Raw genomic sequence first — 24,647 nt, forward strand, 5'->3', positions numbered from 1 at the left:
CCCCCCGTCCCTGGTAACCCCCTCCCCTCAAGGACTCGTCATGCGTAAAAGTGCCAAGATCACCGTGGTGTCGGTCGCCGCGACGCTCGCCCTCACCTCCCTGACCGCCTGCGGCAGCAACTCCTCCGCTGCCGACGACGCGAAGAGCGGCGGCAAGGTCAAGATCATGGTCGGCGGTCTCGACAAGGTGATCTACCTGCCCGCGATGCTCACCCAGCGGCTCGGCTACTTCAAGGAAGAGGGCGTCGACGTCCAGCTGCTCACCGAGCCGGCCGGCGTACAGGCCACCACCTCGCTCGTCTCCGGCGATGTGCAGGGCGTCGTCGGCTTCTACGACCACACCCTCGACCTGCAGGCCAAGGGCAAGCAGGCGGAGTCCGTCGTGCAGCTCTCGCACGCACCGGGCGAGGTCGAGGTCGTCTCGAAGCAGGCCGAGGGCGACATCGCCTCGCCCAAGGACTTCAAGGGCAAGAAGCTCGGCGTCACCGGCCTGGGTTCCTCCACCGACTTCCTCACCAAGTACCTCGCGGTCCACAACGGCGTACAGACCAAGGAGTTCACGCCGGTGGCCGTCGGGGCCGGGCAGACCTTCATCTCCGCGCTGAAGAAGGGCTCCATCCAAGGCGGAATGACGACCGAACCGACCGTCAGCCAGGTCCTCGACAAGAAGCTCGGCAAGGTGCTGGTCGACATGCGCACCCCCGAGGGGTCGAGAAAGGCGCTCGGCGGCACCTATCCCTCCTCCAGCCTCTACATGCAGACCGAGTGGGCGAACAGCCACAAGGAGACGGTGCAGAAGCTGGCCAACGCCTTCGTCAAGACTCTCAAGTGGATGTCGGAGCACACCCCCGAGGAGATCGCCGCGAAGATGCCCGCCGACTACGCACAGGGCGGAAAGAAGCTCTACGCCCAGTCGATCAAGAACACCCTGCCGATGTTCACCACGGACGGTGTCATGCCGGCCGACGGCCCCAAGACCGTCGAGCGCGTACTGAAGTCGTTCAACCCGAACCTCAAGAACCGGACCATCGACCTGAAGAAGACCTACACCACCGAGTTCGTGAAGAACGCCAAGTGACACGGTGACGGTGACGGTCACCGGACGGGTGGGCCCGGAACACTCCGGGCCCACCCGCACCTCATGTCACGAGCCGGCGACCTGTCCGTCGGACTACGGACTACGTCGGACTACCTCGGACTACCTCGGACGATGTCGGACGCTTCGGCCCGGCCCAGGCACAACAGCCCGCTCAGCAGCTCAGGTTGTCGCCCGGAGGCACGCCCAGTATCTGGGTGAACTCCTTGTACTTGTCGATCCGGCTCTGGACCTGGCCCGGGTTGCCGCCGTTGCACTCCAGGCTTCCGTTGATCGCGCGGATCGTCTCGCCGAAACCGGCGCCGTTGACCATGGCGTCGTGCGGGGTCATCGTGCCGGGTCCGGTCTGGGTGTTCCAGTACCACAGGCCGGTCTTCCAGGAGACCGCGGCATCCCGCTCGACCTTGTAGGGGTCGTTGAGCAGATCGATGCCCAGCGCGTCGCCCGCGGCCTTGTAGTTGTAGTTCCAGCTGAGCTGGATGGGGCCGCGCCCGTAGTAGGCGGCCTGTCCGGCCGGGCAGCCGTACGGCTGGTTGGCGTCGCAGTAGTGGGGATAGTTGCTCTGGTCCTGCTCCACGACGTGGACCAGGCCGCCGGTTTCGTGGCTGACGTTGGCCAGGAACGCGGCGGCCTCCTGGCGCTTGACGGTGTCGCTGCCCGTGTTGGCGAACGCGGGGTAGGCGTCCAGGGCAGCAGTGAGGCCGCTGTAGGTGTAGAAGGAGTTCCGGTTCGGGAACATCTGGTTGAACTGGGCCTCGCTCACGACGAATTCCGCCGCCGAGCCCTTCGACGACCGCGCCGTGGTCGCCTGTGAGGTCGTGGGCATGACAAACCATAGGACGCATCCGACCGCCAGGGCGGTCAGCAGCGCCATGATGCGTCTCTTCGACACTGGCGCACTCCTCAGTTGTAGGGGGCGGAGGCACTCAATCGCAATGGTCTGTACCAAGTCAAGGTGTGAGCCCCCCGGAACTCCGCCCGACTCCGGGTCAGTTGGGCGCACCGCATCTGACCGCATCTGACCGCATCTGACGCATCTCACCGCATCGCACCGCACCAGCCCGGCAGCGAGCACCGTACGCAGCACCGACTGGCACGGCCGACGCCTTCCGCCGACCGGCCACAGATGGTGCATGCCTTCAGCGGCGAGCCAGGGCCTCCCGGATACGGGCGGCCAGGGTGGTGGCCTCCTCGGGCTCCACCGCCAGCACGCCGTTCTCCGTCATCAGCGCGTGGAACTGCTGCTGTTCGTACGGGACTCCGGGCGGCAGTGCCGCGATGTGCCAGTGCAGGTGCGCGTTGCCCTGCCGGCTGCCGAGCGAGTACAGATACGTCCGCTCGGCCCCACACACCTCCTCAACGGCGAGCGCCACCTCACGCACAACCCGCATCAGCCGCACGTAGGCCACTTCATCGAGTTCGCGTACGACATGCTCGATGTGCGCCTTCGGTGCGACCAGGACCTTGCCGTGCACGGTGGGCCATCGGTCGAGGAAGGCCACATGGCCGTCGTCCTCGTACACCGTCTCGTGCGCGTAGTCCGGGTCCCCGGACAGAAACGCACAGACAAAACACGGCCCGCGCCGGGCGCGGGCCGTGTACGCGTCGAGGTCCATGGGCTTGCGCCGGTCGACGGACATCTGCGCTCCTCCCGTTCCAGGCCCGTGGAGCAACGAGGCAGGCCGCCCGCAGGGGCAACAAAAAGAAAGGCAAGGAGATTGCGAACTCCTTGCCACTATCAACGTATAGCGCACCGGGGGGCTTGCGGCAAGGCCCTGGTCGTGCCGCAGAATCTCCGGCCGGGGCCAGGACCTGCGGAAATCAGTGGTTCGGGAATGTGCGGGGCTTTTCGAAGCGTGCGTCTCGTGTGCGCACGACCGACTGCGCGGCGTGACTGGCCGGAATGCGGCTTCGGATGAACGGGGATTTGATGATCGACGTGATCGTTGTCGGCGGCGGACCGACCGGAATGATGCTGGCCGCCGAACTACGCCTGCACGGGGTGCAGGTGGTCGTGGTGGAGAAGGAGCCGGAGCCGCCCGCTTTCATCCGCGCGCTCGGTCTGCACGTGCGCAGCATCGAGGTGCTGGACCAGCGCGGTCTGCTGGAGCGGTTTCTCGCGCACGGCAAGAAGTATCCAGTTGGCGGATTCTTCGCGGGCATCACCAAGCCTTCGCCTGCCGGGCTGGACACCGCACATGGTTACGTCCTCGGCATCCCGCAGCCCCTCACCGACCGCCTGCTGGCCGAGCGTGCCACCGAGCTCGGCGCCGAGATCCGGCGCGGCTGCGCACTGGTCGGGCTCACCCAGGACGAACACGGGGTGACCGCCGAGCTGGCCGAAGCGGGCACCACCGCCGACGGAGGCGCAGCCGGCGGAGCGAGCACGCTGCGCTCCCGCTATCTCGTCGGCTGTGACGGCGGCCGCAGCACGGTGCGCAAACTGGTCGGCGTCGGCTTCCCAGGTGAGCCCACCAGGGTGGAGACGCTGCTGGGGGAGATGAAGATGGCCGTTGCGCAGGAGACGGTGGCCGGTGTGATGGCCGAGGTCCGCAAGACCCAGCTGCGGTTCGGAGCGGGGCCGGTCGGTGACGGGGTGTACCGCGTCGTGGTGCCCGCGGAGAAGGTGGCCCAGGACCGTACGGTCCCGCCGACCCTCGAGGAGTTCAAGCAGCAGCTGCGGCTGTGCGCCGGCACCGACTTCGGAGCGCACTCACCGCGCTGGCTCTCCCGCTTCGGCGACGCGACCCGGCTGGCCGAGCGCTACCGGACCGGCCGCGTACTGCTGGCCGGCGACGCGGCGCACATCCACCCGCCGGTGGGCGGGCAGGGCCTCAACCTCGGCCTCCAGGACGCGTTCAACCTCGGCTGGAAACTGGCCGCCGAGGTGGGCGGCTGGGCACCGGACGGGCTGCTGGACAGCTACCACGCCGAACGGCACCCGGTGGCCGCCGACGTGCTGGACAACACCCGCGCACAGATGGAGCTGATCTCCACCGAGCCGGGCCCCCGCGCAGTGCGCCGGCTGGTGTCGGAACTGGCGGACTTCGAGGAGGTGAACCGGCACCTGATCGAAAAGATCACCGCGATCAAGGTCCGCTACGACTTCGGCGAGGGTCACGAACTGCTCGGCCGGCGGCTGCGGGACGTGAAGCTGAAGCAGGGCCGCCTCTACGAACTGATGCACGGCGGCCGCGGACTCCTGCTCGACCGGACCGGCCGGCTCTCGGTGAAGGGCTGGGAGGGCCGGGTCGACCACATCGCCGATGCCGGTGGGGAGCCGGACGTCCCCGCGGCGCTGCTGCGGCCGGACGGCCACGTGGCGTGGGTCGGTGAAGATCAGCAGGACCTGCTCGGCGAGCTGCCCAAGTGGTTCGGCGCGCCCGTCGGCTGATGGCTCCTTCACTCTCATTTATGCAGGTCAGCGGGGATTTCAGCGGACGAGTGATAGCGTTGGCCCATGAGCCCGGAAGAGCTTGCGAATCTTGCGCATCTGCGCCGAGCGCGGGATCTGATCGACCGGCAGTACGCACAGCCGCTCGACGTGCCGGCGATGGCCCGCCACGCGCTGATGTCGCCGGCGCACTTCTCCCGCAGGTTCCGGGCCGCCTACGGCGAGACGCCGTACAGCTATCTCATGACCCGCAGGATCGAGCGTGCGATGGCGCTGCTGCGCGGCGGCATGAGCGTGACCGACGCGTGCATGGCGGTCGGCTGTACCTCGCTCGGGTCGTTCAGCTCGCGGTTCACCGAGCTGGTGGGGGAGACACCGAGCGCGTACCGCAGCCGGGAGCACCACGCCGTCGCGGCGATGCCCGCGTGCGTGGCGAAGGTGCACACCCGCCCGACGCGGAACACACCGAGCAGGATCGAAGAAGCGGGCGCCGCCGCCGCGGCCTAACGTCGGTGCCATGACCATCGCACTCAAGTACTGCCACATCACCGTGAACGACGTGGACGAAGCGCTCGCCTTCTACCGTGACGCGCTCGGCCTGGAGGTCCGCAACGACGTCGCTTCGGGGGGATTCCGCTGGGTCACCCTCGGTAGCACGACGCAGCCGCTCCTCGAAATCGTGCTCTCGGAACCGCACGCCGGCCGCCCCCAGGCCGACGGGGACGCCCTGCAGGAGCTGCTCACCAAGGGCGTCCTGCCGATGACCGTCTTCAGCACCGACGACATCGACGCGACCTTCGAGCAGGTGCGTGCCTCCGGCGCCGAGGTGCTGCAGGAGCCCATCGACCAGCCCTGGGGACCGCGCGACTGTGCGTTCCGTGACCCCTCGGGCAATATGGTGCGGATCCAGCAGGAGTCCAAGGCGTAACAGAGACCGCACACCCCCGGTCCGGTCCGACCGACCGACGGACCGAACGCGGCCGAGGCCTCTGAGGCGGTGGTGGGGCACAAGAGTTCGGCCCCTGGTTCCCGTCCGGACCGGGGGCCGAGCGGGCTTTGAGACCGACGCCAGGTCCGGCGACTCCGCCGGACGAGGGCGAGGAGAACTGTGTGTACCGGAGACCGCGAGGGCGGTCCTCCTGACTGATGGAGACATGATGAACATGGCCACGAGCACGGACACGCAGTCGCCTGCGCCGCACGCTGCCGACAGCCACGACATGATCCGCGTGCACGGCGCACGCGGGAACAACCTCAAGGACGTCAGCATCGAGATCCCGAAGCGCAGGCTGACGGTGTTCACCGGCGTCTCCGGCTCGGGCAAGAGCTCACTGGTGTTCGACACGATCGCCGCGGAGTCGCAGCGGCTGATCAACGAGACCTACAGCGCCTTCGTGCAGGGCTTCATGCCCACGCTGGCGAGACCCGAGGTCGACGTGCTCGACGGGCTGACGACGGCGATCACCGTCGACCAGCAGCGGATGGGTGCCGACCCGCGCTCCACCGTCGGCACCGCGACGGACGCCAACGCGATGCTGCGCATCCTCTTCAGCCGCCTCGGGCAGCCGCACATCGGCCCGCCCGGAGCCTTCTCCTTCAACGTCGCCTCGGTCTCGGCCAGCGGCGGGCTCACGGTCGACCGCGGTGCCGACAAGACCAGGACCGAGAAGGTGACCTTCAGCCGCACCGGCGGCATGTGCACACACTGCGAGGGCCGGGGCACGGTCTCCGACATCGACCTCACCCAGCTCTACGACGACTCCAAGTCGCTCGCCGAGGACCCGTTCAGCATCCCCACATACACCGGGGACGGATGGGTGGTGCGGGTGATCAGGGAGTCGGGCTTCTTCGATCCGGACAAGCCGATCCGCGAGTACACCAAGAGGGAGCGGCACGACTTCCTCCACCGCGAGCCGACCAAGGTGAAGATCAACGGTGTGAACCTCACCTACGAGGGGCTGATTCCGAAGATCCAGAAGTCGTTCCTGTCCAAGGACCGCGAGTCGATGCAGCCGCACATCCGGGCGTTCGTGGACCGGGCGGTCACCTTCACCGAGTGCCCCGAGTGCGACGGCACCCGGCTCAGCGAACTGGCCCGGTCGTCGCGGATCGGCGAGGTCAACATCGCCGACGCGTGTGCGATGGAGATCAGAGACCTGGCCGAGTGGGTACGCGGACTCGCGGACCCGTCGGTTGCGCCGCTGCTCACCGCGCTGCAGCAGAGCCTCGACTCGTTCGTGGAGATCGGCCTCGGCTACCTCTCGCTGAACCGCGCCTCGGGCACGCTGTCCGGCGGTGAGGCGCAGCGCGTCAAGATGATCCGCCACCTCGGCTCCAGCCTCACCGACGTCACCTACGTCTTCGACGAGCCCACCATCGGCCTGCACCCGCACGACATCCAGCGGATGAACAACCTGCTGCTGCGGCTGCGGGACAAGGGCAACACGGTGCTCGTCGTGGAGCACAAGCCGGAGACCATAGCGATCGCCGACCACGTCGTGGACCTCGGCCCCGGCGCCGGTACGGCGGGCGGTACCGTCTGCTTCGAGGGGCCGGTCGAGGGGCTGCGGGACAGCGACACCGTCACCGGGCGCCATATCGGCGACCGGGCCCTGCTCAAGGAGACCGTGCGCAAGCCCACCGGCGCACTGGAGATCCGCGGTGCGACGGCGAACAACCTGCGGAACGTCGACGTCGACATCCCGCTCGGCGTACTCACTGTCGTCACCGGCGTCGCCGGCTCCGGCAAGAGCTCGCTCATCCACGGGTCCATCCCGGCTCCGGCGGGCGTGGTTTCGGTCGACCAGGCCCCGATACGCGGCTCCCGGCGCAGCAACCCGGCGACGTACACCGGGCTCCTCGACCCGATCCGCAAGGCGTTCGCGAAGGCCAACGGCGTCAAGCCGGCCCTGTTCAGCGCCAACTCCGAGGGCGCCTGCCCCACCTGCAACGGCGCCGGCGTCGTCTACACCGACCTGGCGATGATGGCGGGCGTCGCCACCACCTGCGAGGAGTGCGAGGGCAAGCGGTTCCAGGCATCGGTGCTGGACCACCTCCTGGCCGGGCGGGACATCAGCGAGGTGCTGGCGATGTCCGTGGCGGAGGCCGAGGAGTTCTTCCGTGCGGGCGAGGCCCGCACGCCGGCAGCGCACCGCATCCTCGACCGGCTCGCCGACGTCGGACTCGGTTACCTCACCCTCGGCCAGCCGCTCACCACGCTGTCCGGCGGCGAGCGGCAGCGGCTCAAGCTGGCCACGCACATGGGCGAGAAGGGCGGCGTCTACGTGCTGGACGAGCCGACCACCGGACTCCACCTCGCCGACATCGAGCAACTGCTCGGGCTGCTCGACCGGCTCGTCGACTCCGGCAAGTCGGTCATCGTCATCGAGCACCACCAGGCGGTCATGGCGCACGCCGACTGGATCATCGACCTCGGCCCCGGGGCCGGCCACGACGGCGGACAGATCGTCTTCGAGGGCACCCCCGCCGAACTGGTCGCCGCCCGCTCCACCCTCACCGGTGAGCACCTCGCGGCCTACGTCGGCGCCTGAGGCGGCGCCCGGGCGCGCCGCCGGCATGCCGGCCGTCTTCTCAGGCATGCCGGCGGTCGTCCCGGTCGTCGTCAGACCCCGAGGACGCTGATCCCCAGGGCCAGCAGGACCAGCACCTTCACGGACTCGGTGGCCACGTAGACCCAGTGGGCGCGGGAGCGTGGCAGCGTCTCGCCTGCGAGCACCCGGTCGGACCTCCGGTTGAGGACGGGCCGTATCGCGAACAGCTGCGCTGCCAGCAGCAGCGCGGTGGCCGCGGTCAGCACGGCGATGTGAACGGGAGGACCGCCGAGGGCCACCGCCCCCACCACGGCGAGGGCGAGCACGGCCTCGATCCGGTTGAGCGCCCGGAAGACGACCCGGCCGATACCGAGCCCGAGCGGCACGGTCACGCCGGGGGCGCGGAACTTCAGCGGTGCCTCGAGAAAGGAGATGGCCAGGACCATGCCGAGCCACACGAAGGTGACCGCGGTGGCGGTGGCGGTGGCGGCTGATGCTGCGTTCATGGTCGGAATTCTCCTTTCCGCCGGACCGGGCGCGGCGCGGAGGGCCGTTGAGCGTGCTCAACGGCCCTCCGGTGCAGCGCTGTCGCCCCTGCGCTATGACCAGGGCAGAACCAGCGCACCCCAGGCGACGACGGGGCCGAGGGCGACGATGCCGCCGGTGTAGCCGATGACCTGGCGGTAGAAGCGGCGGGTGTCGACGCCGCGTACGTTGGCCAGCACCAGGGCGCCGTTGGTGGAGAACGGCGAGGTGTCGACGATGGTGGTGGACACCGCGAGAGCGGCGATCAGGCCGGCGGCGCTGAGGTGGCTGGAGAGCAGCAGCGGCACGGCGAGCGGGATGATCGCGGTGAGGATCGCGGTGGACGAGGCGAAGGCCGAGGTGACGGCCACCGTGAAGCACAGCAGCAGGGCGACGAGAAGCGGAGCCCCCAGGTTGGCCGTGTGCTCGGAGATCTCCTCGATGATCCCGGCCTTCTCCAGCATCGCGATGTACGTCATCATGCCGCCCACCAGCAGCAGGGTGGACCAGCTGATGCCGTCGACGGCCTTCTCCTGCCGCTTCATGTCCACCAGTGCCAGCAGGGCGCCCGCCACCAGGGCCAGGAAGCCGATCTCCAGCTGGAAGCCGAGCGCGCCGACGACGAGGGCGACCAGGCAGCCGAGAGTGAGCCACTGCCGCCAGTCGGGCCTGCCCGCGACGGTGAGGCCGGCGTCGTCGGGCGCCGCTTCGTCGCCTTCGACCGACGGGGCGGAGCGCCTGGCCAGCAGCAGGTAGGTGAGCAGCGACAGCGCCAGGTTGATCACGAAGCTGGCGGTGAACAGCGACACGGGAGAGATGTGCAGCGCTGTCTTGTCGACCAGGCCGAGCACCAGCGCGCCGGAGACGGCGAGCGGCGAGAACGCCCCCGCGTGACCGCCGCTGATCACCATCATGCCGACGACGAGCGGGTTGAGTTTGTACCTGTAGGCGAAGTTCATGCCGATCGGTACGAGGAGTGCGACAGCGGCCGGGGTGAAGGTGCCGAACGCCGTCAGCAGGGCGGCTATCAGGAACAGCACCCAGGGGATGAGCGCCACCTTCCCACGGACCATGCGCACCCCCGCAGCGACGAGCAGGTCGATCGTGCCGTTGCGGCGGGCGACGGAGAACAGATACGTGACCCCCACGATCGTCACGAACAGGTCCACCGGAAAGCCCTCGAAGATCTCGTCCTCCGTGAGGCCGAGCGAGGCGGTGCCGACCGCGAAGGTCGCGACGAAGGCGAGAATGCCCAGGTTGATCGGGAGCACGGTGCCGACCACGAACATCACCAGCAGCGCGCCTATGGAGATCACTTCAGGAGACATCTTTGTCCTCGGTGCAGGAGGGGACAGGAGACCGCGCCCCAAGGGGGCGCGAGGTTACCCCGGAACGGACGGCTGGAGACCGGCCGTACGAGGTGAGATGCGTCCCGGCTCAGGAGCCTTGCGTACTCCTGGTTCCGGTACGTAGATCCGCGCGTCGGCGAGCAGCCGGGCCGCACGCTGGACGGTGACCCGGTCCGGGACGCCGTCGTGGACGTCCGAGCAGCGGACCGCCACGACTCCGGCGGGGGTGCCCAGCCGCAGCCACCCGCCGTCGGATGCGCCCGGCCCGTCCACGGCCCGGGAGACCACGGAGCCCTTCAGCAGGCTTGCGGTGGCGACGGCGACGGCGGAGGTGAGGCCGATCGCCGGGTGCGGGGCGTTCATGGAGAGCATGCGGACCGACACGTCGTAGTCCTCGGCGGCGACCGGCTCGCCCAGCGTCGTGGTGTAGGGCACGGCGGGGCCGACCAGGCCCACCTTCGGTACCGCGTCGCCGGGTGCTGCGCCCGGTTCGAGCAGTCCCATCAGCGGTGCGGCGGTGTGGCGGACTACGCGCAGCCAGGGCACGTCGGCCCGCAGCTGGTCCGGCGTCCCGGCACCGGTACGGCCGGCGCTGTGCGCGTCCACGAGAACCACGGGGGCGCCCGCGTCCACCATGGTCACCCGCTGCTGCTCGGGGGTGCCGAGCGGCAACTCTTCGGCGCCGGCCCGCAACGTGCCGGCGCCGGCCCGCAACTCCTCGGCCGCTCGTCCGGTGGGCAGCAGCGAGCCGGTGGTGCCTCCGGCCGGGCTGAGGAAGGTGAGGCCGACCGCCACGCCGCCGGCCCTGGTGCCGGGAACCGTCTGGTCGCCGAACTCGTGCACCACGCCGCCGACGGTGTCCACGGTGCCTTCCAGCACTGCTCCGGTATTGCGGTTCCGCATCACCACGCGTGTGTGGTCACCGGTGATGGGCACCAGTCCCTTTGCTACCGCGTACAGAGCGATACCGGTGGCGCAGTTGCCGCAGTTGCTGGTCCACTCCACCGTGCCGGTGCCGATACCGACCTGCGCGAACAGGTAGTCGACATCGACGCCCGGCTCGGGCGAGGCTCCGACGACGGCCGCCTTCGAGGTGGTCGGTGTCGCTCCGCCCACCCCGTCCAGCACCACTGGATCGGTGGAGCCGTACGCGGCGACCAGTAGTTTCTCCAACTCGCTGCGGTCGGTGGGTACATGGACCTGGCTGAACAACCAGCACTTGCTGGTGCCGCCACGTACCAGAGTCGCGGGAGTGTGCACAGCTGAGGCTCTTCCTGGGTCACGTGGGGAAGGAGAGCGCCGCGCGTACCGTCACGAACGTGTTGCGCCCGCTGGATCGCGTCGGCGAATGCGAAGACCTTCGCAGACGCGCAACTTGGGCACAATGGCAGATTCCTTCACCATGGTTTAGCTCAGCTAAACTCTGTCCATGCTGAACGTGCGCCGGCTGCTGCTGCTCACCGAGGCCGCCGAGCGCGGCTCGCTCACCGCGGCCGCCGAAGCGATGGGCATGACCACTTCCGCCGCGTCCCAGCAGATGTCCCTGCTGGAGCGGGAGGCCGGACAGCCCCTGATCGAACGACTGCCGCGGGGCATCCGCACCACCCCCGCGGGTGCAGCGCTGGCAGAGCGCGGCCGGGCCGTCCGCCGCGAACTGCGCGCCGCCGAGGCCGATCTGGAGTCCTTCGCCGACCTCGACCAGGGCACGCTGCGGCTCGGTTCCTTCCCCACGGCCAGCGCCTCGCTGCTGCCGCTGGCACTCACCCGGTTCAGCCACCGCCATCCCGGCGTACGGACCGTCGTACACGCCGGAGTCCTCGATCAGCTGCGGGAGATGCTGCACACGGGGGAGGTCGAGCAAGCGCTGCTGTGGGACTACGAGTGGAACCGCGTCGACGACGCGGCGCTCACCCTCACCCACCTCCTCGACGACCCCACCGTGCTGGTCGTCGCCGCCGACTCCCCGTTGCGCGCCCTGCCCTCACTGCGCCTCGGCGACCTCGCCGAACAGGAGTGGATCATCCGCGCCGACAACCACCCCGTCGCCGACGTGCTGCGCCGCAGCTGCCGCCGGGCCGGATTCGAACCGCGCATCGCCTACGCGTCGCACGACTACCAGGAGGCCCAGGCCATGGTGGCCGCGGGCCTCGGTATCGCGCTCGCGCCCCGGCTCGCGCTCACCAGCCGCCGCAGCGACGTCCGCCTGCTGCCCTTCGGGTCCGACGTGCCCGCCCCCACCCGGCGCATCCTCCTCGCCCGCGCGGCGTCCCGCGCCGCCACCCCGCCGGCGCAGGCCATGGCCCGTGTCCTGCGCGACGTGGCACAGAAGTTCACCAGCGCGGGGCTGGACCGCACGCAGCTCGGCGCGGTGCCCAGGGTCCCGCCGCGGCGCACCTGACCTGGGCCCCGCGCCGGCGGGCCCGGACACCGGACACCGGGCGCCCGGACGCCGGGCGCCTGGGGTCAGGCCGTCGTGTGATCGGCGAGTGCCGTCTCCAGGTTCGCGGCCATCGCGGACAGGACCCGGATCGTCTCCGCATACTGCTCCGTGGTCAGCCCTCGCAGGACGGTCCCACGTATGTCGCGCACGTGAGCCGCGACGGCAGCGTGCTGGGCCTGCCCTTCTGCCGTCAGCGCGAGGCGGTCCGCCTCCGCGTTGTACCGCACCCAGCCCCGGGTGGTCAGACCCGTGGGTCCCTCGAGCACGGTGGCGAGGTACGCGGGCTCGCCTGTCGTGTTCTGCCAGAACGGGGCCAATGCCTCCTCGGCTTCGGTGCCGCTCTTGGGCCCGCTGCTCAGCAGGTTCAGCACCTGCCATTGGCGACGGTTCACGGCGAAGTCCGCGAGAACCGCGTCGAACTGCGCCTCGAGCAGGTTGTGTAGGTGTTTGAGCCAGTAGCCGATCGGCTTTTCGGGCGCGTTCACATCGTTCCCCGTTCTGCTGCAGATCCCTCGAAGGAGGGCGATGCATGGTGGTGTGTATGTAGAATTACATGCACTTGCTGGAAACTATGGAACGGGACCGGGATGGAAAGCAACCCCCCACGCCAGAGCGTCCAGAGCGGTGAAGTGGCCGCGATCGAACGGGCAGTGGTGGCGCTCCGCCGTCAGCAGCGGAGCCATGCCCTTGCCCGGCTCTCGGCCCGTCGCGGCATGCGCCAAGGCCGGTACGGAGCACTGCCCGACGCGGTGTTCCAGCTGCTCGACGCCGTGGACGCCGCCGCTGAGCGCGGTCACGCCCCCACGGTCACCGAGGCGGCGACGGCGCTGGCTGTGGACCAGCCGCGTGCCAGCCGCCTGGCGGCGCAGGCCCTGGACGCCGGACTGCTGCACCGCGAAGCGGATCAGTCCGACGGCCGCCGCTCACTTCTGAGGCTCACCCCGGACGGACGCGCCGCCCTCGACCGGATCCGCACCCTCCGCCGACAAGTGATCGCCGAAGCCCTCACCCACTGGCCCCCCGAGGACCGCGCCGCCCTTGCCCGGCTGCTCGCCCGCTTCGTCTCCGACGTCACGGCAATCACCGACCGGTGAACCCCGCGCTGCACGCAGAACGCACCCACAGCCCGCAACGGACGGTCAGAGGCGCTCCCCTCACCGGGGCAAGATCTCCAGGCCGAGCACTAGCTCTCCCCGCCATCACAGGCGCGTATCAGCGAGGCCAGGATGCCTGTCGGGTCATGCAGTGGGCGGGCACCGTCTCGAACGACCCGGCGCGTTCCCGGATCCACCGGCTGGGTGCTTGCCCATGCGGGCGCCCCGATGTTGATCTCCACGTCCAGCCCGGACCCGGTGCGGAACCGCCATTCCGAAACGGCCCCCCACGCCCTCCTCCTGACCGGTTCGCCCAGCTCGACCTCGTCGATCCAGGAGCTGTCGGAGTAGCGGCCTGGATCAGTCGTCACGATGACGAGGTCGACGTCCGATTCCGGGCGCGGAGCCCTCCGGGCCCATGACCCGACGAGCAGCAGCCCGATGACATCGGGGTGGTCCGAAGCCCAGCCCGCGATGTGCTCGAGGAGTCCTTCGACCTCGGCCTCCCGCTCGGGCGAGACTCCGGTCGGTTCGGTATCGCCGTATTCGACCATCACGACTCCCGCGGTTTGCGCCAGATGATGCTGTAGCGCAGCAGGAGGTGGCGGCGGTAGTGGGAGCCGGGGAGGGTTTCGGCGGCCAGGGACTGCATCTCGGTGTATGTCACGGGTGGCGGCCAGACGATGGGGGACGGGTGCTGCCAGTGGCCTTTCACGGTGCGGAGGGCGGTGCCGGCGGTCACACCCGCGAGGACGCGTAGCAGGTCGTTGGGCATGGTGCTGCGGGCGATCCCGACGAGGGCGAGTACGCCGCCGGGCCGCAGCAGCTCACGCATGCGGGCCAGCCCGGTGGCGGCGTCCATGTGGTGCAGGGTGGCCACCGATGTGACGACGTCGAAAGAGGCCGGCTCGAACGGGTGGGTGAGTAAGTCACCGAGGATGTAGTCGACATCGTCCGAGTACGCGCGTGCTTGCTCGATGCTGGGCGCGTCGCGGTCGAGGCCGGTGACGTGCGGCACGGTCCGCCGGAGTGCGCGGGCGAGCATGCCCTCGCCGCAGCCGACATCGAGGGCCCGCTGGGCGCCGTCGGGGACCGCGCGGAGGATGCGGGGGTGGTAGTGGATGTTGTGGTTCCACCGCCTGCCGTTCTGCACTGCCATGCGAGCATCCTGCCGGACGCGGCTCGATCGTGCGGGCACCACCGGCCAACCGCCCTCCCGCCGCCGGGCCGGCCGAGCGTCCTCAACTCCGGTCAGCACTGGCTGGGTTGGCGGCATGAAGCTCCCCCAGTCCGGCGGCCGGCAGGACAAGCCCCGCGACCAGGCGGGCGCGTGGGCCGAGCCGCCGCAGCAGTAGGAATATCACCGTTGCCTACGGCCGGCCGACCTGGAGCCGACATCCTGCTATGCCCCGGGAGTGGTGGGTCCAGCCCCACCCGTACCCGTCCGGCACGGCGCGCGGATCCCCACACCCCGGGCAGCTGAGCTGCCCGGGGTGTGGGGTCAGACGGTGGCAAGTAGCACGTCTTCTCCGCTCGTCGGGCGGAGGCCGTCGGCGCGGTCGGCGAAGTAGCGCTCGCCGAGCGAGGCTCCCGGCACGTGCCGGACTTCCCGGAATCCGGCTTCGCGGGCCAGTGCCAGCATCTCGGACGGGGTGTAGAAGCTGCGGAACGGCGTGCCGGACGCTCGTGCGCCTGCCGTGCTCGCGGCCAGGCCGGGGCGGTCGGCGGGGTCGAGGAGTTCGGCCGGCAGCAGGAAGGTCATGGCGAGCGTCGAGCCGGGGGCGAGTCCGGCGATCTGGCGCAGGGTGGCGGTCGTGGCGTCCGTGGTGAGGTACATGGTGACGCCCGTGGAGACGATGACCGCGGGCCGGTCCGTCTCGAATCCGGCGGCGGCCAGCTGCTCGGTCCAGGAGGTGTCGGCTTCGAAGTCGACGGGGACCAGATGCAGCCGGTCGGGAATTCCGTAGCCGAGTTCGGTCAGGCGACGGCGCTTCCAGGACTGGGGGCCGGGCTGGTCGACCTCGAAGACGTGCAGGCGGGCCGCGGTCTCCGGGCTGCGCTGGGCGAAGGTGTCCAGACCGGCTCCCAGGATGACGTACTGGGTGACGCCGCGGCCGGCCTGCTCGGCGACCAGGTCCTCGATGAAACGGGAGCGGGCCACCACGGCTCCCCGGAAGCCGCTGGTGGTGTGCGGGTCCATGTCGGGGCGGTGGCGCCAGTCCTCGCCGGGGGCCGCCAGTTGCAGGCCGATCTCGTCCTCGAGCACGTACGGGGGCTGGTCGACCTGGACGTGCATCGCCCGCCAGAGTGCGGTTCGTACTGCGGTGCTGTCGGGCGCCCCGGTCTGTGTCTCGGTCATGGTGGCGCTCCCTTCGCTCCTGGTCAGTTCTTGGCCGGGGCCTGCAGGGTCCAGAGGCGTCCGTCGGGGTCGCGGACGGTCATCTCCCTGGTCCCGTAGTGGGTGTCCTCGAACGGCGTGACCACTTCGACGGCGGGGTCGGGCTGGAACGCGTCCGCGTCCGGCACCTTCAGCACGATCCGCGACTGCGGCTTCCGGTCCTCCGGGATCTCGGCGATGAAGATGTAGGGGCCGTCGCCGTTGCGCAGCTGACCGGAGTTGTGGTCGGTCGAGAACTCCAGCTCGTAGCCCAGCGTCTGGAAGAACTTCGCCGCCCTGCCCCAGTTGTGCGTCTCCAGGAACACGGCCTCGATTCCTTCGGTTGCCATGTCAGCTCTCCTTGCGGCTCGACTGCTGCTGTTGTCCGTCTCCGTGGTCGAGGTAGGCGCGCAACGCCTCAGCGGTCAGCGCCGACAACGACATGCCCGACTCGATGGCGCGGTACTTGATCTGCTTGATCAGCCCAACCGGCAGATACACGTTGAACTGTTTGACTTCCTCATCGCCCACGGAGTCGATGCTAGCATCCTAGCAAGCTAATGAGACAGGGCCGCCTCACGCGGCTTCGCCGTCAGCGCGGTGGCCAGCTCCTCCAGTCCGTTGAACCGCCCGTCGAAGACATCGGAGTGGGCCGGCGGGTCACCCACCGGTCGCTGGACGTAGGCGGTACGCATGCCCTGTGCCTGGGCCCCGCGCAGGTCCCAGGCGTGGGCGGCCACCATGAGGACGCGTTCGGGCGGGCATCCGGCGGTGTCGATGGCGAACTGGTAGACCCCCGGCGCCGGTTTGTAGGCCTGGACGGCTTCGGCGGACAGCGCTTGATGCCAGCGCAGCCCCGCATGCGCGTTGAGCTGCAGCAGAGCGGTGCGGCTCGCGTTCGAGAGGCCGAGCACGGGGAACTGCTGCGCGAGCCCATCGAGACCGGCGACGGAGTCGTCCCAAGGGGGCAGGCGCCGGCCCGCGGTGGCCAGCCGGGCCACGGCCTCCGGGTCGGTGAGTCCGGCATGGCCGGCCACCCGTCGAGCGGCCTCACCGTCGATGATCTCGGTGCTGACGTAGGCGCGGTGCCCTTCCGCGATGCGCTGCTGCTCGCGCTCGACGTACTGCTGCCACAAGGCGAGCAGCTCCTCGGCAGACCCCTCGTCCAGCGCGGGTATCGCCTCGCGAAGTGCCGCTCGAAGCCCGCCGGGTTCGTCGACCAGCGTTCCGAGGATGTCGAAGACGACGACGTCGATATCGCGGCTGTCGACCATGGCGTTCCCCCCGTTCCTTGGGTTCCGGCGTGCGTCACCGGTTCAACAGGTGACGATGTTGCCGTTGGCGCCGTCACCGGTCAAGATGGTGACGTGATTTTCGCGTTCGTGAGCGGCAACCCGGCCCTCGATCTGGCCGGCACCGTGACATCCCGTCGAGGCGACCCCGTCGATTCCCTGGCCTCGCCGGCGGATCTGGAGCGGTGGGTGGCCGAATGTGACGAGCTCCCCGACCGCGTGACCGCCGACTCGGCGACCTTCCGGGCCGCGCTGTCACTGCGAGAAGCGCTCTACCGGCTTGCTCTCGACCGCGTCCTCGGCCGTCCCTTCGCCCCGTCCTGTCTCAAGGTCGTCAACGAGGCAGCCGCGGGGCCGGTCCCCGCGGTCGCGCTCAGCGACGCAGGGCTGCACATGTCGGGAGACCTGCGCGCAGTGCTCTCGTACATAGCCAGAAGCGGTATCGCCGTACTGGCCGACCCGCACGCCTGTCTCAAGGAGTGCGGTGGCGCCGGCTGCACCCGTATCTATCTCGACCGCTCGCGCGGTGCCCGGCGCACCTGGTGCGGTATGGAAGAGTGCGGCAACCGCGTCAAGGCCGCCGCCTACCGGGCGCGCAAACAAGCGTCGTCCCGGAACTAGGGCCCGGCACCGTATGGCCCCGACGCAACCGCCCCCGTGGCACAGATCGGCCGTGCTCGGGGCCCTGATGCTGTCCGCCTTCACTTTCAACACGGCGGAGAATCTGCCGGTCGGCCTCCTGGAGCTCATCTCCCAGAGTCTGGACGTGTCGGTCCCCGCGGTCGGCCTCCTGGTCACCGGTTACGGCGTGACGGTCGCCGTGTCGTCGCTGCCGCTCGCCCATCTGGTGCGGAACGTGCCCCGGCGCCATGTGCTCGCCGGGCTGCTGGCCGCGCTGGTCGTCTCGAGCCTGGTTGCGGCGCTGTCCACCGCTTACTGGCTGCTCCTGGCGGCGCGGCTGCTGACCGCGCTGGCTCAGGCACTGTTCTGGGCCGTCATGGGGCCGGTCGCGGTGGGCCTGTTCGCACCCGAGATCCGCGGGCGGGTGATCGGGGCGCTGTCCGTCGCCGGTTCACTCGCCCTCGTGCTCGGTGTACCCGCCGGGACCTGGCTGGGGCAGCAGAGCGACTGGCCGGTGCCGATGGCCGCCCTGGCGGGCCTGGGGCTCGTTCCCCTGGTGACGATCGCCGTGTTGCTGCCGACCTCGCGCCCGGAACAGGAGCGTGCGGCGTACGGAAGCAGTCCCGATGCCCGCCGGTTCGCCACCGTGCTGGCGGCCGGAGTCCTGTCCGCCACCGGGGCGTTCGCGGGATACACCTACATCGTGAAGTTCCTGGGGGATGTGAGCGGATTCTCCCCTGGCACCGTCAGTGCCCTGCTGGTGGCCTTCGGCGCCGCGTGTCTGGCCGGTGTGAGCATCACCGGGGCGCTGCTGGACCGCTTTCCGCGCTCCGCGCTGCCCACTGCCGTGGCCACCCAAGCGGTGGGCATGCTCGGCATGTACGCGGCGGGCACCGATCCGGTGGCGGCCGTGGTCTTCCTTGCGCTGGTGGGTGGTGCACTGGGGCCGGTGTTCATGATCACCCAGAACGAGATGCTGCACTGCGCACCGGGACGCACAGACCTCGCGCTCGCGGCCAACTCCGGTGCGTACAACGCCGGTATCGCGGCGGGGGCCGCCCTCGGCGCACTGGTCCTTCCGCTCGCCGGAGTACGGGGCACCTTCCTGGTCGGCGGGCTGCTGACCGCCGCTGCCTGCGCCGTACTGCTCGGCCGGCAGCTGCTGCCGCCGCGGGGTCACAGGGCGACTGTCCTGCCGCGGCCTGCCTCTCTCGCGAGAGACTCGGACCACTGCGCCAACGCGACATCGAGATCGGGGCGCCCCACACAGTTCACATGCCAGGGACGGTCGAGCCGGCTCCGGTCGGCGGCGGCGAAGTCTTGGATACGGTCGGTGGCCGGCGGAGTGTCCTGACCGGCCCACCAGAGCGACAGGGACTGGCCTCCGCGGTGCAGCGTTCCCTCGAGGGTGTCCACGATCACGGACCCGCTGTGGAAACACCGGTCCACGAAGTCGAGGGGAGCCTCATAACCACCGAAATTCACCTGCACGGCATCTGGCGCGACCCAGGAGCTGCTGAACACCGGGCGCGTTGCGGTGGTCGCGGTTACGAGCATGTCGGCGCCGGTCACCGCTTCCCGCGCCGAATGCGCATCGAGCAGGGGGTAGGGGGTCGGCCCGACGGCGGCCCGCAGTTTCTCCGCGTCCAGATGCGGCGAATAGATCCGCACTTCCTGGAGCTCGGAGCGGTCCTGCATCGCCCACAGCCGCACCAAGGTGGAGGCGATGTGCCCGCTTCCCAGCACTCCCACGACCCGCGCCTCGCACAGATCTCGTACGACGCAGGCACAAGCCGCGGTGCGCAGTGCGGAGAGAAGCGTGGAGCGAATAATGGTGCGCGGACGGGCAGTCAGCCGGTCGTAGAGCACGTAAAGAGCGCATGCGCGCGGCAAGCCTTGCTGATGATTGAGGGTATTGGCGCCGATCGCCTTGAAGCCCGCGCCGTTGCGGCTCAGAGCGGTCAGCACGTTGAGCTTGTAGTCGAAGGTGACGCCCTCGTACAGGCTCCGCGTCTCGTCGGGGATCCGGAGAAATTCCGCGGCTTCTTCATTCGTAGGCGCCACGGCTGCCTTGCTGTACCAGCCTTCTTGCGGCGAACACAGTATACGTCCGACCAGGTCGGTGATTTCAGCTGTTCTGTTCCACAAACCGCTCGCAACAAGGTCGTCCTCGGAGAGCAGAAGAAGCGGGACCTGATCACAAGCTGCTGTTGACCGGGAACCCGTCATCGCTGCAACTCCAAGGGACTCATGCGCTTCTGTGCGGTGTGCCGCCGCTGGAGAATTTATCCCGGATCAGCGCATTTCCGGGGCTGCGCTGCTGCTGATACGGAGCTGAAAGAGTGACGGCCACGGTCGGGGCGAGGTGACGGTACGCAGGCGCAGCCGGATACCCGGACCTGCGTGCTAGCTCCACCATTGGTCGTACGCGAGTTTGGTGACCAGCCCGGTGACGGTGACCAGCAGGACGGCGCGTACGAAAGCGCTGCCCCGTTTGAGGGCCATGTGAGCGCCGATGAGGCCGCCTGACATGTTGAAGAGCGCCATCAGCGGGGCGAGCTTCCACAGCACCGTGTTCTGCCAGGCGAACATGGCCAGCGCGCCGATGTTGGTGCAGACGTTGATGACTTTGGTGGTGGCTGAGGCGGTGACCATGTCCATGTTGAGGATGGCCACCAGGGCGATCACCAGGAACGCGCCCGTGCCGGGGCCGAGGAGCCCGTCGTAGAAGCCGATGCCGACGCCCGCGACCCCGAAGGTGGTCAGTAGGCGCCGCCGGGTGGCCTGCCCGCCAGGGGCCTGTCCGAACTGCGGGCGCAGCACCATGAAAGCGGCGACGCCGAGCAGCAGCACCATGATCAGCGGGCGCAGTACGGCGCTGTTCACCCCCGCGGCGAAGAACGCGCCGCCGACCGAGGAGAGCGCCGCCACCCCGCCCAGTCGGCAGGCCAGCCGTACGTCAACCGGCGCCTTGCGCACGTACGTTGCCGCGGCAGCCGCGGTGCCCACGACGCTCACCGCCTTGTTGGTGCCCAGTGCGTAGGCCGGGGGCAGGTGGGGGAGGCCGATCAGCAGCGCCGGCAGCTGGAGCAGACCGCCTCCGCCGACGACCGCGTCGATCCAGCCGGCCAGCGCTGCGGCGACGCACAGCATCGCCACGGCGGTGAACGATATGTCATACACGGATGGCGCGGTCCTCGCTGGTAGTGCGGCGGCGCGGCGTGCCCCCCCCCTCAGCGGGCGGGCGTCGCGCCAGGGCCGCTCCAGCATTCCAGACGATCACCGGCGCCTTTCCGCCAGGTAGGTCCGGAGGCGTCCACCCGCAATCCGCTGCGCGCAGGAGTGCGTGTCTCAGAGCTCGTAGCTCGCGAAAAGCTCCAAGTGGCCGCACTCAAGGCAACGGTAGGCGTCGATCTGCCGGGCCGGCCGGCCCATGCGTTTGGCACCGCCGAATATCCCCCGCTCCAGGGGACCCGCGATCCAGCGCGAGTAGCCGCGCGCGTTCTGGCCGGAGTCCTCCACGAAGCCCTGCTCCAGGCCGCCCGCTCCGCAGTGAGTGCATGTGATGTTCTGCATCCGCTGATCGTAATGACGACCCGCGGACCGCCGCTTGCCCGTCGGCTCCGTCTCGGCGCGGCAGCCGTCGGCGGCCGAGTCGGTCGACGGCCGGGTCAGTGGTGTCAGCCGTCCCGGTCGGGTCGGCGCAGGGCGAGCAAGGCGACATCGTCGTCGTTGTCGGGGGGCCGGACGCGGCTGAGCAGCAGGTCGCAGAAGGCGTCGAGTGGACGGTGAGCCAGGGCGGCAGCGTGCTGGCGGAGCCGGTCGAGTCCTTCGCTCAGGGACCGGCCGCGCGACTCGATCAGGCCGTCGGTGTAGAAGATCAAGGTGGACAGGGGCGGCAGCGCTGCCGTGGCGTCCTGGCGCGGGGCGGTGAGTTCCGCGCCGATCATGGTGTCCATGGTGCTGTCCAGGAAGCCGGCCTGCCCGTCGTAGGTGACCAGGAGCGGCGGCGGGTGCCCGGCGTTGGTCCACCGCAGCTGGACTCCCGCTTCGCCCTCCCCGCCGCTTTCGACACGGGCGAAGACCAGCGTGGCCAGTGACGCTTCGGTCATGTGCTGCACGGCCTGGTCGAGCCTGCCGACGATGGCGCCGGGCGGTTCCTGGTAGGACCAGGCGTAGGCGCGCAGCATATTGCGGACCTGGGCCATGGCAGCTGCGGCGTCCGCGTCATGGCCCACGACGTCACCGACGGCCACGGCCAGCGCGCCGTCCTGAAGGCGGAAGGCGTCGTACCAGTCGCCTCCCACCTCGGACCCCTCCGGCGCGGCCGCATACCGTGCTGCCATCTCCAGCCCCGGCTCCAGCGGCAGTTGCGGCAGCAGGTGCCGCTGCATGGTCTCGGTGACCCGCTGCTGCCGCTGGTACAAACGCGCGTTCTCCAGTGCCAGCCCTGCCCGGCGCGCGATGTCCTCCAGCAGGGACAAGTCGGAGAACTCTTCCGGACGTTCGCCCTGACCGAGGGTCAGGGCGCCCAGAACCTCGCGGACCCCGCGGATCGGGGCGATGGCCGCCGAGTGCATCCCCGTCTCCTCGAACAGCTTCCGCTGCGCGACCGCGATGCCCGCATCCGGCGGGCCCTGATAGTTCTCGGGCCCCGCCAGCGTCGAAGCGGCGCCGCGCAGCGCACGCGACAGCGGCATCACGGACTCCTGCGGAATGGGCGGCATCGGCCCTTGCAGGTCCTCACGGTCGACCAGGCCGCCGTCCTCGTAATGGACGACAGAGGTACGCCACACCTCGTCGCCGTCAGTGATCAGATCGACGACAGCCCAGTCCGCCAGACGAGGTACCACCAGACGCGTGAGCCGGCGCACCGCTTCCTGGGCGTCGAGCGTGGACGTGAGGGTGGTGGTGGTCTCGGCCAGCAGGGCCAGCCGGTCCAGCTCCGACAACGGCGCCTCGGGCCGGCCCTCGCTCTCCTCGGGGGCCGTACCGGGTTCCTGCTCGAAGAAGATCACCATCGCGCCCGCGGCGTCCTCGGAGATCCGGCACGGAGTGATCGTCCAACAGGTCGGCAACAGGGTGCCGTCTCCGCGCTCGTACCACTCATGTTGCCCCTGAGCCGCCTGACCGCTGAGGAAGGCCCGGCTCATGGGGCACCTGCTTCGCGGCGTCGTCTGCCCATGGCGGTTGCGGTGCAGGCTGTCGTGGGCGTCCTGGTCCAGCAGATCCGCCGCCGGCCGGGCGAGCAGCACCTCGGCCTGACGATTCACATGGACGATCCGCGCCTGGTGATCCAGCACCAGCACGCCTGCGCCCTGCACCTCGGGCAACATCCGCATATCGCGCTGACCGGCGCCACGCTCCTTCCCGGTGACCTCCATGGCCGACTCCTCGATTCCGGTCTCCTCCGATCACCTTCGCACGCCTGTCCGCCTCCGGCGAGAAGACGACCGTCCATACCGCCGCGCCGGCCGACCGACACCCTCACGCCGCCAGCTTCCTCCCACCGGCCCCGGAGCGCATCCGGAGCCGCCCGCGGTGCGGCACACCGTGCGTGAACGGCCGGAACGCCGGAACAAGATCTCCACCTCGCCAGTGACCTGACTCACACACATCTGTCTCACACACCCGTCACAACGACCGGCCCCGCGGTGTCTCGTGCCCGAACCCCTGAAACGGAGGAGACACCATGACCGGGAACACCGATGTGGTCGTGATCGGCGGCGGATACGCCGGCGCCCTGGCGGCCAACCGTCTCACGCAGCGCACCGACGTGACCGTCACCCTGATCAACCCGCGCCCCGACTTCGTCGAGCGGGTCCGGCTGCACCAGCTGGTGGGCGGCTCCCACGACGCGGTGGTCGGCTACCGGGAGGTTCTGGCCGACAGCATCCGGCTAGTGGTCGACACCGTGACGCTGATCGACGCAGCCGAGCGCAGCGTGAGTCTGGAGACGGGCGACCGCCTCGCATACGACTACCTCGTCTACGCGGTCGGCAGTGGCAGCGCCGACCCGACCGTGCCGGGGGCGGCCGAGTTCGCCCATCCGACCGCCAGTCTGGAGGAGGCGCAGCGGCTGCGTTCCGTCATCGACGGCGCACCCGCGACGGCCCCGATGACGGTTGTCGGCGGCGGTCCGCTCGGCATCGAGACGGCTGCCGAGCTCGCTGAGCTGGGCCGCACCGTGACCCTGGCCTGCGGCGAGCAGCTGGGCCCGTATCTGCACCCGTCGGGCCGGCGCTCGGTGGCCAAGGCGCTGTCCGAGCTCGGGGTGACCGTGCTCGACGGCCCCGGTGCGCGGGTGACCGCCGTGACAGGCGGCGCCGTGCAGCTCAGTGACGGCCGCGAGCTCCCGAGTGCGGTGACGATCTGGACAGCCGGTTTCGGCGTGCCGGACCTGGCCGTCCGCAGCGGGCTGAGCACCGACGCCCTCGGCCGCCTGCTCACCGACGAGACGCTGACCAGCGTGGACGACGAACGCATTGTCGCGACCGGGGACGCGGCGGCCCCTTCGGGCCTGCCGCTGCGGATGAGCTGCCAGGCCGCGCTCCCTCTGGGCTCGCATGCCGCCGACACAGTCCTCAGCCGGATCGCAGGTGAACAACCCGCGGACTTCACCAAGGGCATCGCCGCCATGTGCGTCAGCCTGGGGCGTCGTGCCGGAGTCTTCCAGTTCGCCCACAGGAACGACACCGCGATGAGGCTCCACCTGAGCGGCCGCCTCGGCGCCAAGCTCAAGGAAGCCGCGTGCGCGAGCCCCATCAAGCAACTGGCGGACGAGGCGCGCAAACCCGGTTCGCACACCTGGCTGGTCAAGGACGCCAAGCGCCGGGAGCTGGTGCTGGCCAGGCGCGGCGAGGCCCTGGCCGGCCGCTGAACGGCAGCCTCACGTCGGGTATCTGACG

General features: G+C 69.7%; 25 protein-coding genes and 1 pseudogene. 10 read left to right on the plus strand and 16 right to left on the minus strand.

Annotated features, from left to right (window positions below):
* Window positions 1-40 precede the first annotated feature (40 nt).
* Entirely contained in the window at window positions 41-1,078 is a 1,038-nt protein-coding gene (locus ITI46_RS00005; protein ID WP_209236997.1) for an ABC transporter substrate-binding protein, read from the plus strand.
* Window positions 1,079-1,250: 172 nt separating this feature from the next.
* Here the strand turns inward: ITI46_RS00005 and ITI46_RS00010 are convergent, their stop codons facing one another.
* Both ITI46_RS00010 and ITI46_RS00015 read right to left on the minus strand, forming a co-directional pair.
* Window positions 1,251-1,922: a chitinase gene (locus tag ITI46_RS00010; protein WP_247745228.1), complete on the minus strand. Its 672-nt coding sequence runs from the start codon at window positions 1,920-1,922 to the stop codon at window positions 1,251-1,253.
* A 313-nt stretch (window positions 1,923-2,235) separates the two neighbouring features.
* Complete coding sequence (locus tag ITI46_RS00015) at window positions 2,236-2,736, minus strand: HIT family protein (RefSeq protein ID WP_247745229.1); 501 nt, start codon at window positions 2,734-2,736, stop codon at window positions 2,236-2,238.
* A 290-nt stretch (window positions 2,737-3,026) separates the two neighbouring features.
* On the opposite strand from ITI46_RS00015, the gene rox reads away from it, so the two are divergent.
* The 4 genes from rox (at window position 3,027) to ITI46_RS00035 (ending at window position 8,041) form a co-directional block, all read left to right on the plus strand.
* On the plus strand, window positions 3,027-4,490 hold the full coding sequence (gene rox, locus ITI46_RS00020) for a rifampin monooxygenase (protein WP_209237085.1): 1,464 nt from the start codon (window positions 3,027-3,029) through the stop codon (window positions 4,488-4,490).
* A 66-nt stretch (window positions 4,491-4,556) separates the two neighbouring features.
* On the plus strand, window positions 4,557-4,997 hold the full coding sequence (locus tag ITI46_RS00025; protein WP_209236998.1) for a helix-turn-helix transcriptional regulator: 441 nt from the start codon (window positions 4,557-4,559) through the stop codon (window positions 4,995-4,997).
* Between the two features lie 10 nt (window positions 4,998-5,007).
* Window positions 5,008-5,418: a VOC family protein gene (locus tag ITI46_RS00030; protein WP_209236999.1), complete on the plus strand. Its 411-nt coding sequence runs from the start codon at window positions 5,008-5,010 to the stop codon at window positions 5,416-5,418.
* 229 nt (window positions 5,419-5,647) lie between these two features.
* Window positions 5,648-8,041 (plus strand): ATP-binding cassette domain-containing protein, encoded by a 2,394-nt coding sequence (locus ITI46_RS00035; protein WP_209237000.1) that lies wholly within the window; start codon window positions 5,648-5,650, stop codon window positions 8,039-8,041.
* 71 nt (window positions 8,042-8,112) lie between these two features.
* On the opposite strand, the gene ITI46_RS00040 is transcribed toward ITI46_RS00035, so the two are convergent.
* From ITI46_RS00040 to ITI46_RS00050, 3 genes are all read right to left on the minus strand, one after another.
* Window positions 8,113-8,547, minus strand: coding sequence for a hypothetical protein (locus ITI46_RS00040; RefSeq protein ID WP_209237001.1), 435 nt, complete (start codon window positions 8,545-8,547; stop codon window positions 8,113-8,115).
* A gap of 93 nt (window positions 8,548-8,640) precedes the next feature.
* Entirely contained in the window at window positions 8,641-9,894 is a 1,254-nt protein-coding gene (locus tag ITI46_RS00045; RefSeq protein WP_247745230.1) for an SLC13 family permease, read from the minus strand.
* A 54-nt stretch (window positions 9,895-9,948) separates the two neighbouring features.
* Window positions 9,949-11,175, minus strand: a complete 1,227-nt coding sequence (locus ITI46_RS00050) for a PrpF domain-containing protein (protein WP_209237002.1) — start codon at window positions 11,173-11,175, stop codon at window positions 9,949-9,951.
* A gap of 169 nt (window positions 11,176-11,344) precedes the next feature.
* Here ITI46_RS00050 and ITI46_RS00055 point away from each other — a divergent pair, with 169 nt between their 5' ends.
* The gene (locus tag ITI46_RS00055) at window positions 11,345-12,313 is read left to right on the plus strand and encodes a LysR family transcriptional regulator (RefSeq protein WP_209237003.1); all 969 of its coding nucleotides are present in this window, start codon (window positions 11,345-11,347) and stop codon (window positions 12,311-12,313) included.
* A gap of 65 nt (window positions 12,314-12,378) precedes the next feature.
* Here ITI46_RS00055 and ITI46_RS00060 read toward each other — a convergent pair whose 3' ends face one another.
* Complete coding sequence (locus ITI46_RS00060) at window positions 12,379-12,840, minus strand: MarR family winged helix-turn-helix transcriptional regulator (protein ID WP_209237004.1); 462 nt, start codon at window positions 12,838-12,840, stop codon at window positions 12,379-12,381.
* Between the two features lie 102 nt (window positions 12,841-12,942).
* On the opposite strand from ITI46_RS00060, the gene ITI46_RS00065 reads away from it, so the two are divergent.
* On the plus strand, window positions 12,943-13,449 hold the full coding sequence (locus ITI46_RS00065) for a MarR family winged helix-turn-helix transcriptional regulator (protein WP_209237005.1): 507 nt from the start codon (window positions 12,943-12,945) through the stop codon (window positions 13,447-13,449).
* Window positions 13,450-13,538: 89 nt separating this feature from the next.
* On the opposite strand, the gene ITI46_RS00070 is transcribed toward ITI46_RS00065, so the two are convergent.
* The 6 genes from ITI46_RS00070 to ITI46_RS00095 form a co-directional block, all read right to left on the minus strand.
* The gene (locus ITI46_RS00070; RefSeq protein ID WP_209237006.1) at window positions 13,539-14,003 is read right to left on the minus strand and encodes a nucleotidyltransferase domain-containing protein; all 465 of its coding nucleotides are present in this window, start codon (window positions 14,001-14,003) and stop codon (window positions 13,539-13,541) included.
* On the minus strand, window positions 14,003-14,608 hold the full coding sequence (locus ITI46_RS00075; RefSeq protein WP_209237007.1) for a class I SAM-dependent methyltransferase: 606 nt from the start codon (window positions 14,606-14,608) through the stop codon (window positions 14,003-14,005). Before ITI46_RS00075 ends, ITI46_RS00070 begins: the two co-directional genes overlap by 1 nt.
* Window positions 14,609-14,950: 342 nt before the next feature.
* Window positions 14,951-15,808, minus strand: coding sequence for a class I SAM-dependent methyltransferase (locus tag ITI46_RS00080; protein ID WP_209237008.1), 858 nt, complete (start codon window positions 15,806-15,808; stop codon window positions 14,951-14,953).
* Between the two features lie 23 nt (window positions 15,809-15,831).
* On the minus strand, window positions 15,832-16,176 hold the full coding sequence (locus ITI46_RS00085) for a VOC family protein (RefSeq protein WP_209237009.1): 345 nt from the start codon (window positions 16,174-16,176) through the stop codon (window positions 15,832-15,834).
* Between the two features lies 1 nt (window position 16,177).
* The gene (locus ITI46_RS00090; protein WP_209237010.1) at window positions 16,178-16,357 is read right to left on the minus strand and encodes a ribbon-helix-helix domain-containing protein; all 180 of its coding nucleotides are present in this window, start codon (window positions 16,355-16,357) and stop codon (window positions 16,178-16,180) included.
* Window positions 16,358-16,383: 26 nt separating this feature from the next.
* Window positions 16,384-17,100 carry a haloacid dehalogenase type II gene (locus ITI46_RS00095; RefSeq protein ID WP_209237011.1) on the minus strand — a complete coding sequence of 239 codons (717 nt, stop codon included), beginning with the start codon at window positions 17,098-17,100 and terminating at the stop codon, window positions 16,384-16,386.
* Between the two features lie 93 nt (window positions 17,101-17,193).
* Between ITI46_RS00095 and ITI46_RS35660 the strand changes: the two genes are divergently transcribed.
* Window positions 17,194-17,739 (plus strand): CGNR zinc finger domain-containing protein, encoded by a 546-nt coding sequence (locus ITI46_RS35660; RefSeq protein ID WP_209237012.1) that lies wholly within the window; start codon window positions 17,194-17,196, stop codon window positions 17,737-17,739.
* A gap of 67 nt (window positions 17,740-17,806) precedes the next feature.
* A complete protein-coding gene (locus ITI46_RS00105) occupies window positions 17,807-19,093 on the plus strand; it encodes an MFS transporter (RefSeq protein WP_247745241.1) in 1,287 nt (428 codons plus the stop codon).
* Window positions 19,094-19,221: 128 nt separating this feature from the next.
* Here ITI46_RS00105 and ITI46_RS00110 read toward each other — a convergent pair.
* The 4 genes and pseudogenes from ITI46_RS00110 to ITI46_RS00125 all read right to left on the minus strand — a co-directional run.
* Window positions 19,222-19,968, minus strand: a pseudogene (locus ITI46_RS00110) (hypothetical protein); the annotation flags it as partial.
* 177 nt (window positions 19,969-20,145) lie between these two features.
* The gene (locus ITI46_RS00115; RefSeq protein ID WP_307807994.1) at window positions 20,146-20,922 is read right to left on the minus strand and encodes a sulfite exporter TauE/SafE family protein; all 777 of its coding nucleotides are present in this window, start codon (window positions 20,920-20,922) and stop codon (window positions 20,146-20,148) included.
* Between the two features lie 168 nt (window positions 20,923-21,090).
* Window positions 21,091-21,315 (minus strand): hypothetical protein, encoded by a 225-nt coding sequence (locus ITI46_RS00120; RefSeq protein ID WP_209237014.1) that lies wholly within the window; start codon window positions 21,313-21,315, stop codon window positions 21,091-21,093.
* 104 nt (window positions 21,316-21,419) lie between these two features.
* Window positions 21,420-23,123, minus strand: a complete 1,704-nt coding sequence (locus ITI46_RS00125) for a SpoIIE family protein phosphatase (protein WP_209237015.1) — start codon at window positions 23,121-23,123, stop codon at window positions 21,420-21,422.
* A gap of 308 nt (window positions 23,124-23,431) precedes the next feature.
* On the opposite strand from ITI46_RS00125, the gene ITI46_RS00130 reads away from it, so the two are divergent.
* A complete protein-coding gene (locus ITI46_RS00130) occupies window positions 23,432-24,619 on the plus strand; it encodes an NAD(P)/FAD-dependent oxidoreductase (RefSeq protein ID WP_209237016.1) in 1,188 nt (395 codons plus the stop codon).
* Window positions 24,620-24,647 lie beyond the last annotated feature (28 nt).

Source organism: Streptomyces oryzae (assembly GCF_017676365.1).
Taxonomy (GTDB): domain Bacteria; phylum Actinomycetota; class Actinomycetes; order Streptomycetales; family Streptomycetaceae; genus Streptomyces; species Streptomyces oryzae.

Excerpts from the sequence above, each read along its gene's own strand:
- ITI46_RS00005 (WP_209236997.1), top strand. The coding sequence starts at position 41 with ATGCGTAAAAGTGCCAAGATCACCGTGGTGTCGGTCGCCGCGACGCTC.
- ITI46_RS00010 (WP_247745228.1), bottom strand. The coding sequence starts at position 1,922 with ATGCCCACGACCTCACAGGCGACCACGGCGCGGTCGTCGAAGGGCTCG.
- ITI46_RS00015 (WP_247745229.1), bottom strand. The coding sequence starts at position 2,736 with ATGTCCGTCGACCGGCGCAAGCCCATGGACCTCGACGCGTACACGGCC.
- rox (WP_209237085.1), top strand. The coding sequence starts at position 3,027 with ATGATCGACGTGATCGTTGTCGGCGGCGGACCGACCGGAATGATGCTG.
- ITI46_RS00025 (WP_209236998.1), top strand. The coding sequence starts at position 4,557 with ATGAGCCCGGAAGAGCTTGCGAATCTTGCGCATCTGCGCCGAGCGCGG.
- ITI46_RS00030 (WP_209236999.1), top strand. The coding sequence starts at position 5,008 with ATGACCATCGCACTCAAGTACTGCCACATCACCGTGAACGACGTGGAC.
- ITI46_RS00035 (WP_209237000.1), top strand. The coding sequence starts at position 5,648 with ATGAACATGGCCACGAGCACGGACACGCAGTCGCCTGCGCCGCACGCT.
- ITI46_RS00040 (WP_209237001.1), bottom strand. The coding sequence starts at position 8,547 with ATGAACGCAGCATCAGCCGCCACCGCCACCGCCACCGCGGTCACCTTC.
- ITI46_RS00045 (WP_247745230.1), bottom strand. The coding sequence starts at position 9,894 with ATGTCTCCTGAAGTGATCTCCATAGGCGCGCTGCTGGTGATGTTCGTG.
- ITI46_RS00055 (WP_209237003.1), top strand. The coding sequence starts at position 11,345 with ATGCTGAACGTGCGCCGGCTGCTGCTGCTCACCGAGGCCGCCGAGCGC.
- ITI46_RS00065 (WP_209237005.1), top strand. The coding sequence starts at position 12,943 with ATGGAAAGCAACCCCCCACGCCAGAGCGTCCAGAGCGGTGAAGTGGCC.
- ITI46_RS00070 (WP_209237006.1), bottom strand. The coding sequence starts at position 14,003 with ATGGTCGAATACGGCGATACCGAACCGACCGGAGTCTCGCCCGAGCGG.
- ITI46_RS00075 (WP_209237007.1), bottom strand. The coding sequence starts at position 14,608 with ATGGCAGTGCAGAACGGCAGGCGGTGGAACCACAACATCCACTACCAC.
- ITI46_RS00080 (WP_209237008.1), bottom strand. The coding sequence starts at position 15,808 with ATGACCGAGACACAGACCGGGGCGCCCGACAGCACCGCAGTACGAACC.
- ITI46_RS00085 (WP_209237009.1), bottom strand. The coding sequence starts at position 16,176 with ATGGCAACCGAAGGAATCGAGGCCGTGTTCCTGGAGACGCACAACTGG.
- ITI46_RS00095 (WP_209237011.1), bottom strand. The coding sequence starts at position 17,100 with ATGGTCGACAGCCGCGATATCGACGTCGTCGTCTTCGACATCCTCGGA.
- ITI46_RS00105 (WP_247745241.1), top strand. The coding sequence starts at position 17,807 with ATGCTGTCCGCCTTCACTTTCAACACGGCGGAGAATCTGCCGGTCGGC.
- ITI46_RS00120 (WP_209237014.1), bottom strand. The coding sequence starts at position 21,315 with ATGCAGAACATCACATGCACTCACTGCGGAGCGGGCGGCCTGGAGCAG.
- ITI46_RS00125 (WP_209237015.1), bottom strand. The coding sequence starts at position 23,123 with ATGGAGGTCACCGGGAAGGAGCGTGGCGCCGGTCAGCGCGATATGCGG.
- ITI46_RS00130 (WP_209237016.1), top strand. The coding sequence starts at position 23,432 with ATGACCGGGAACACCGATGTGGTCGTGATCGGCGGCGGATACGCCGGC.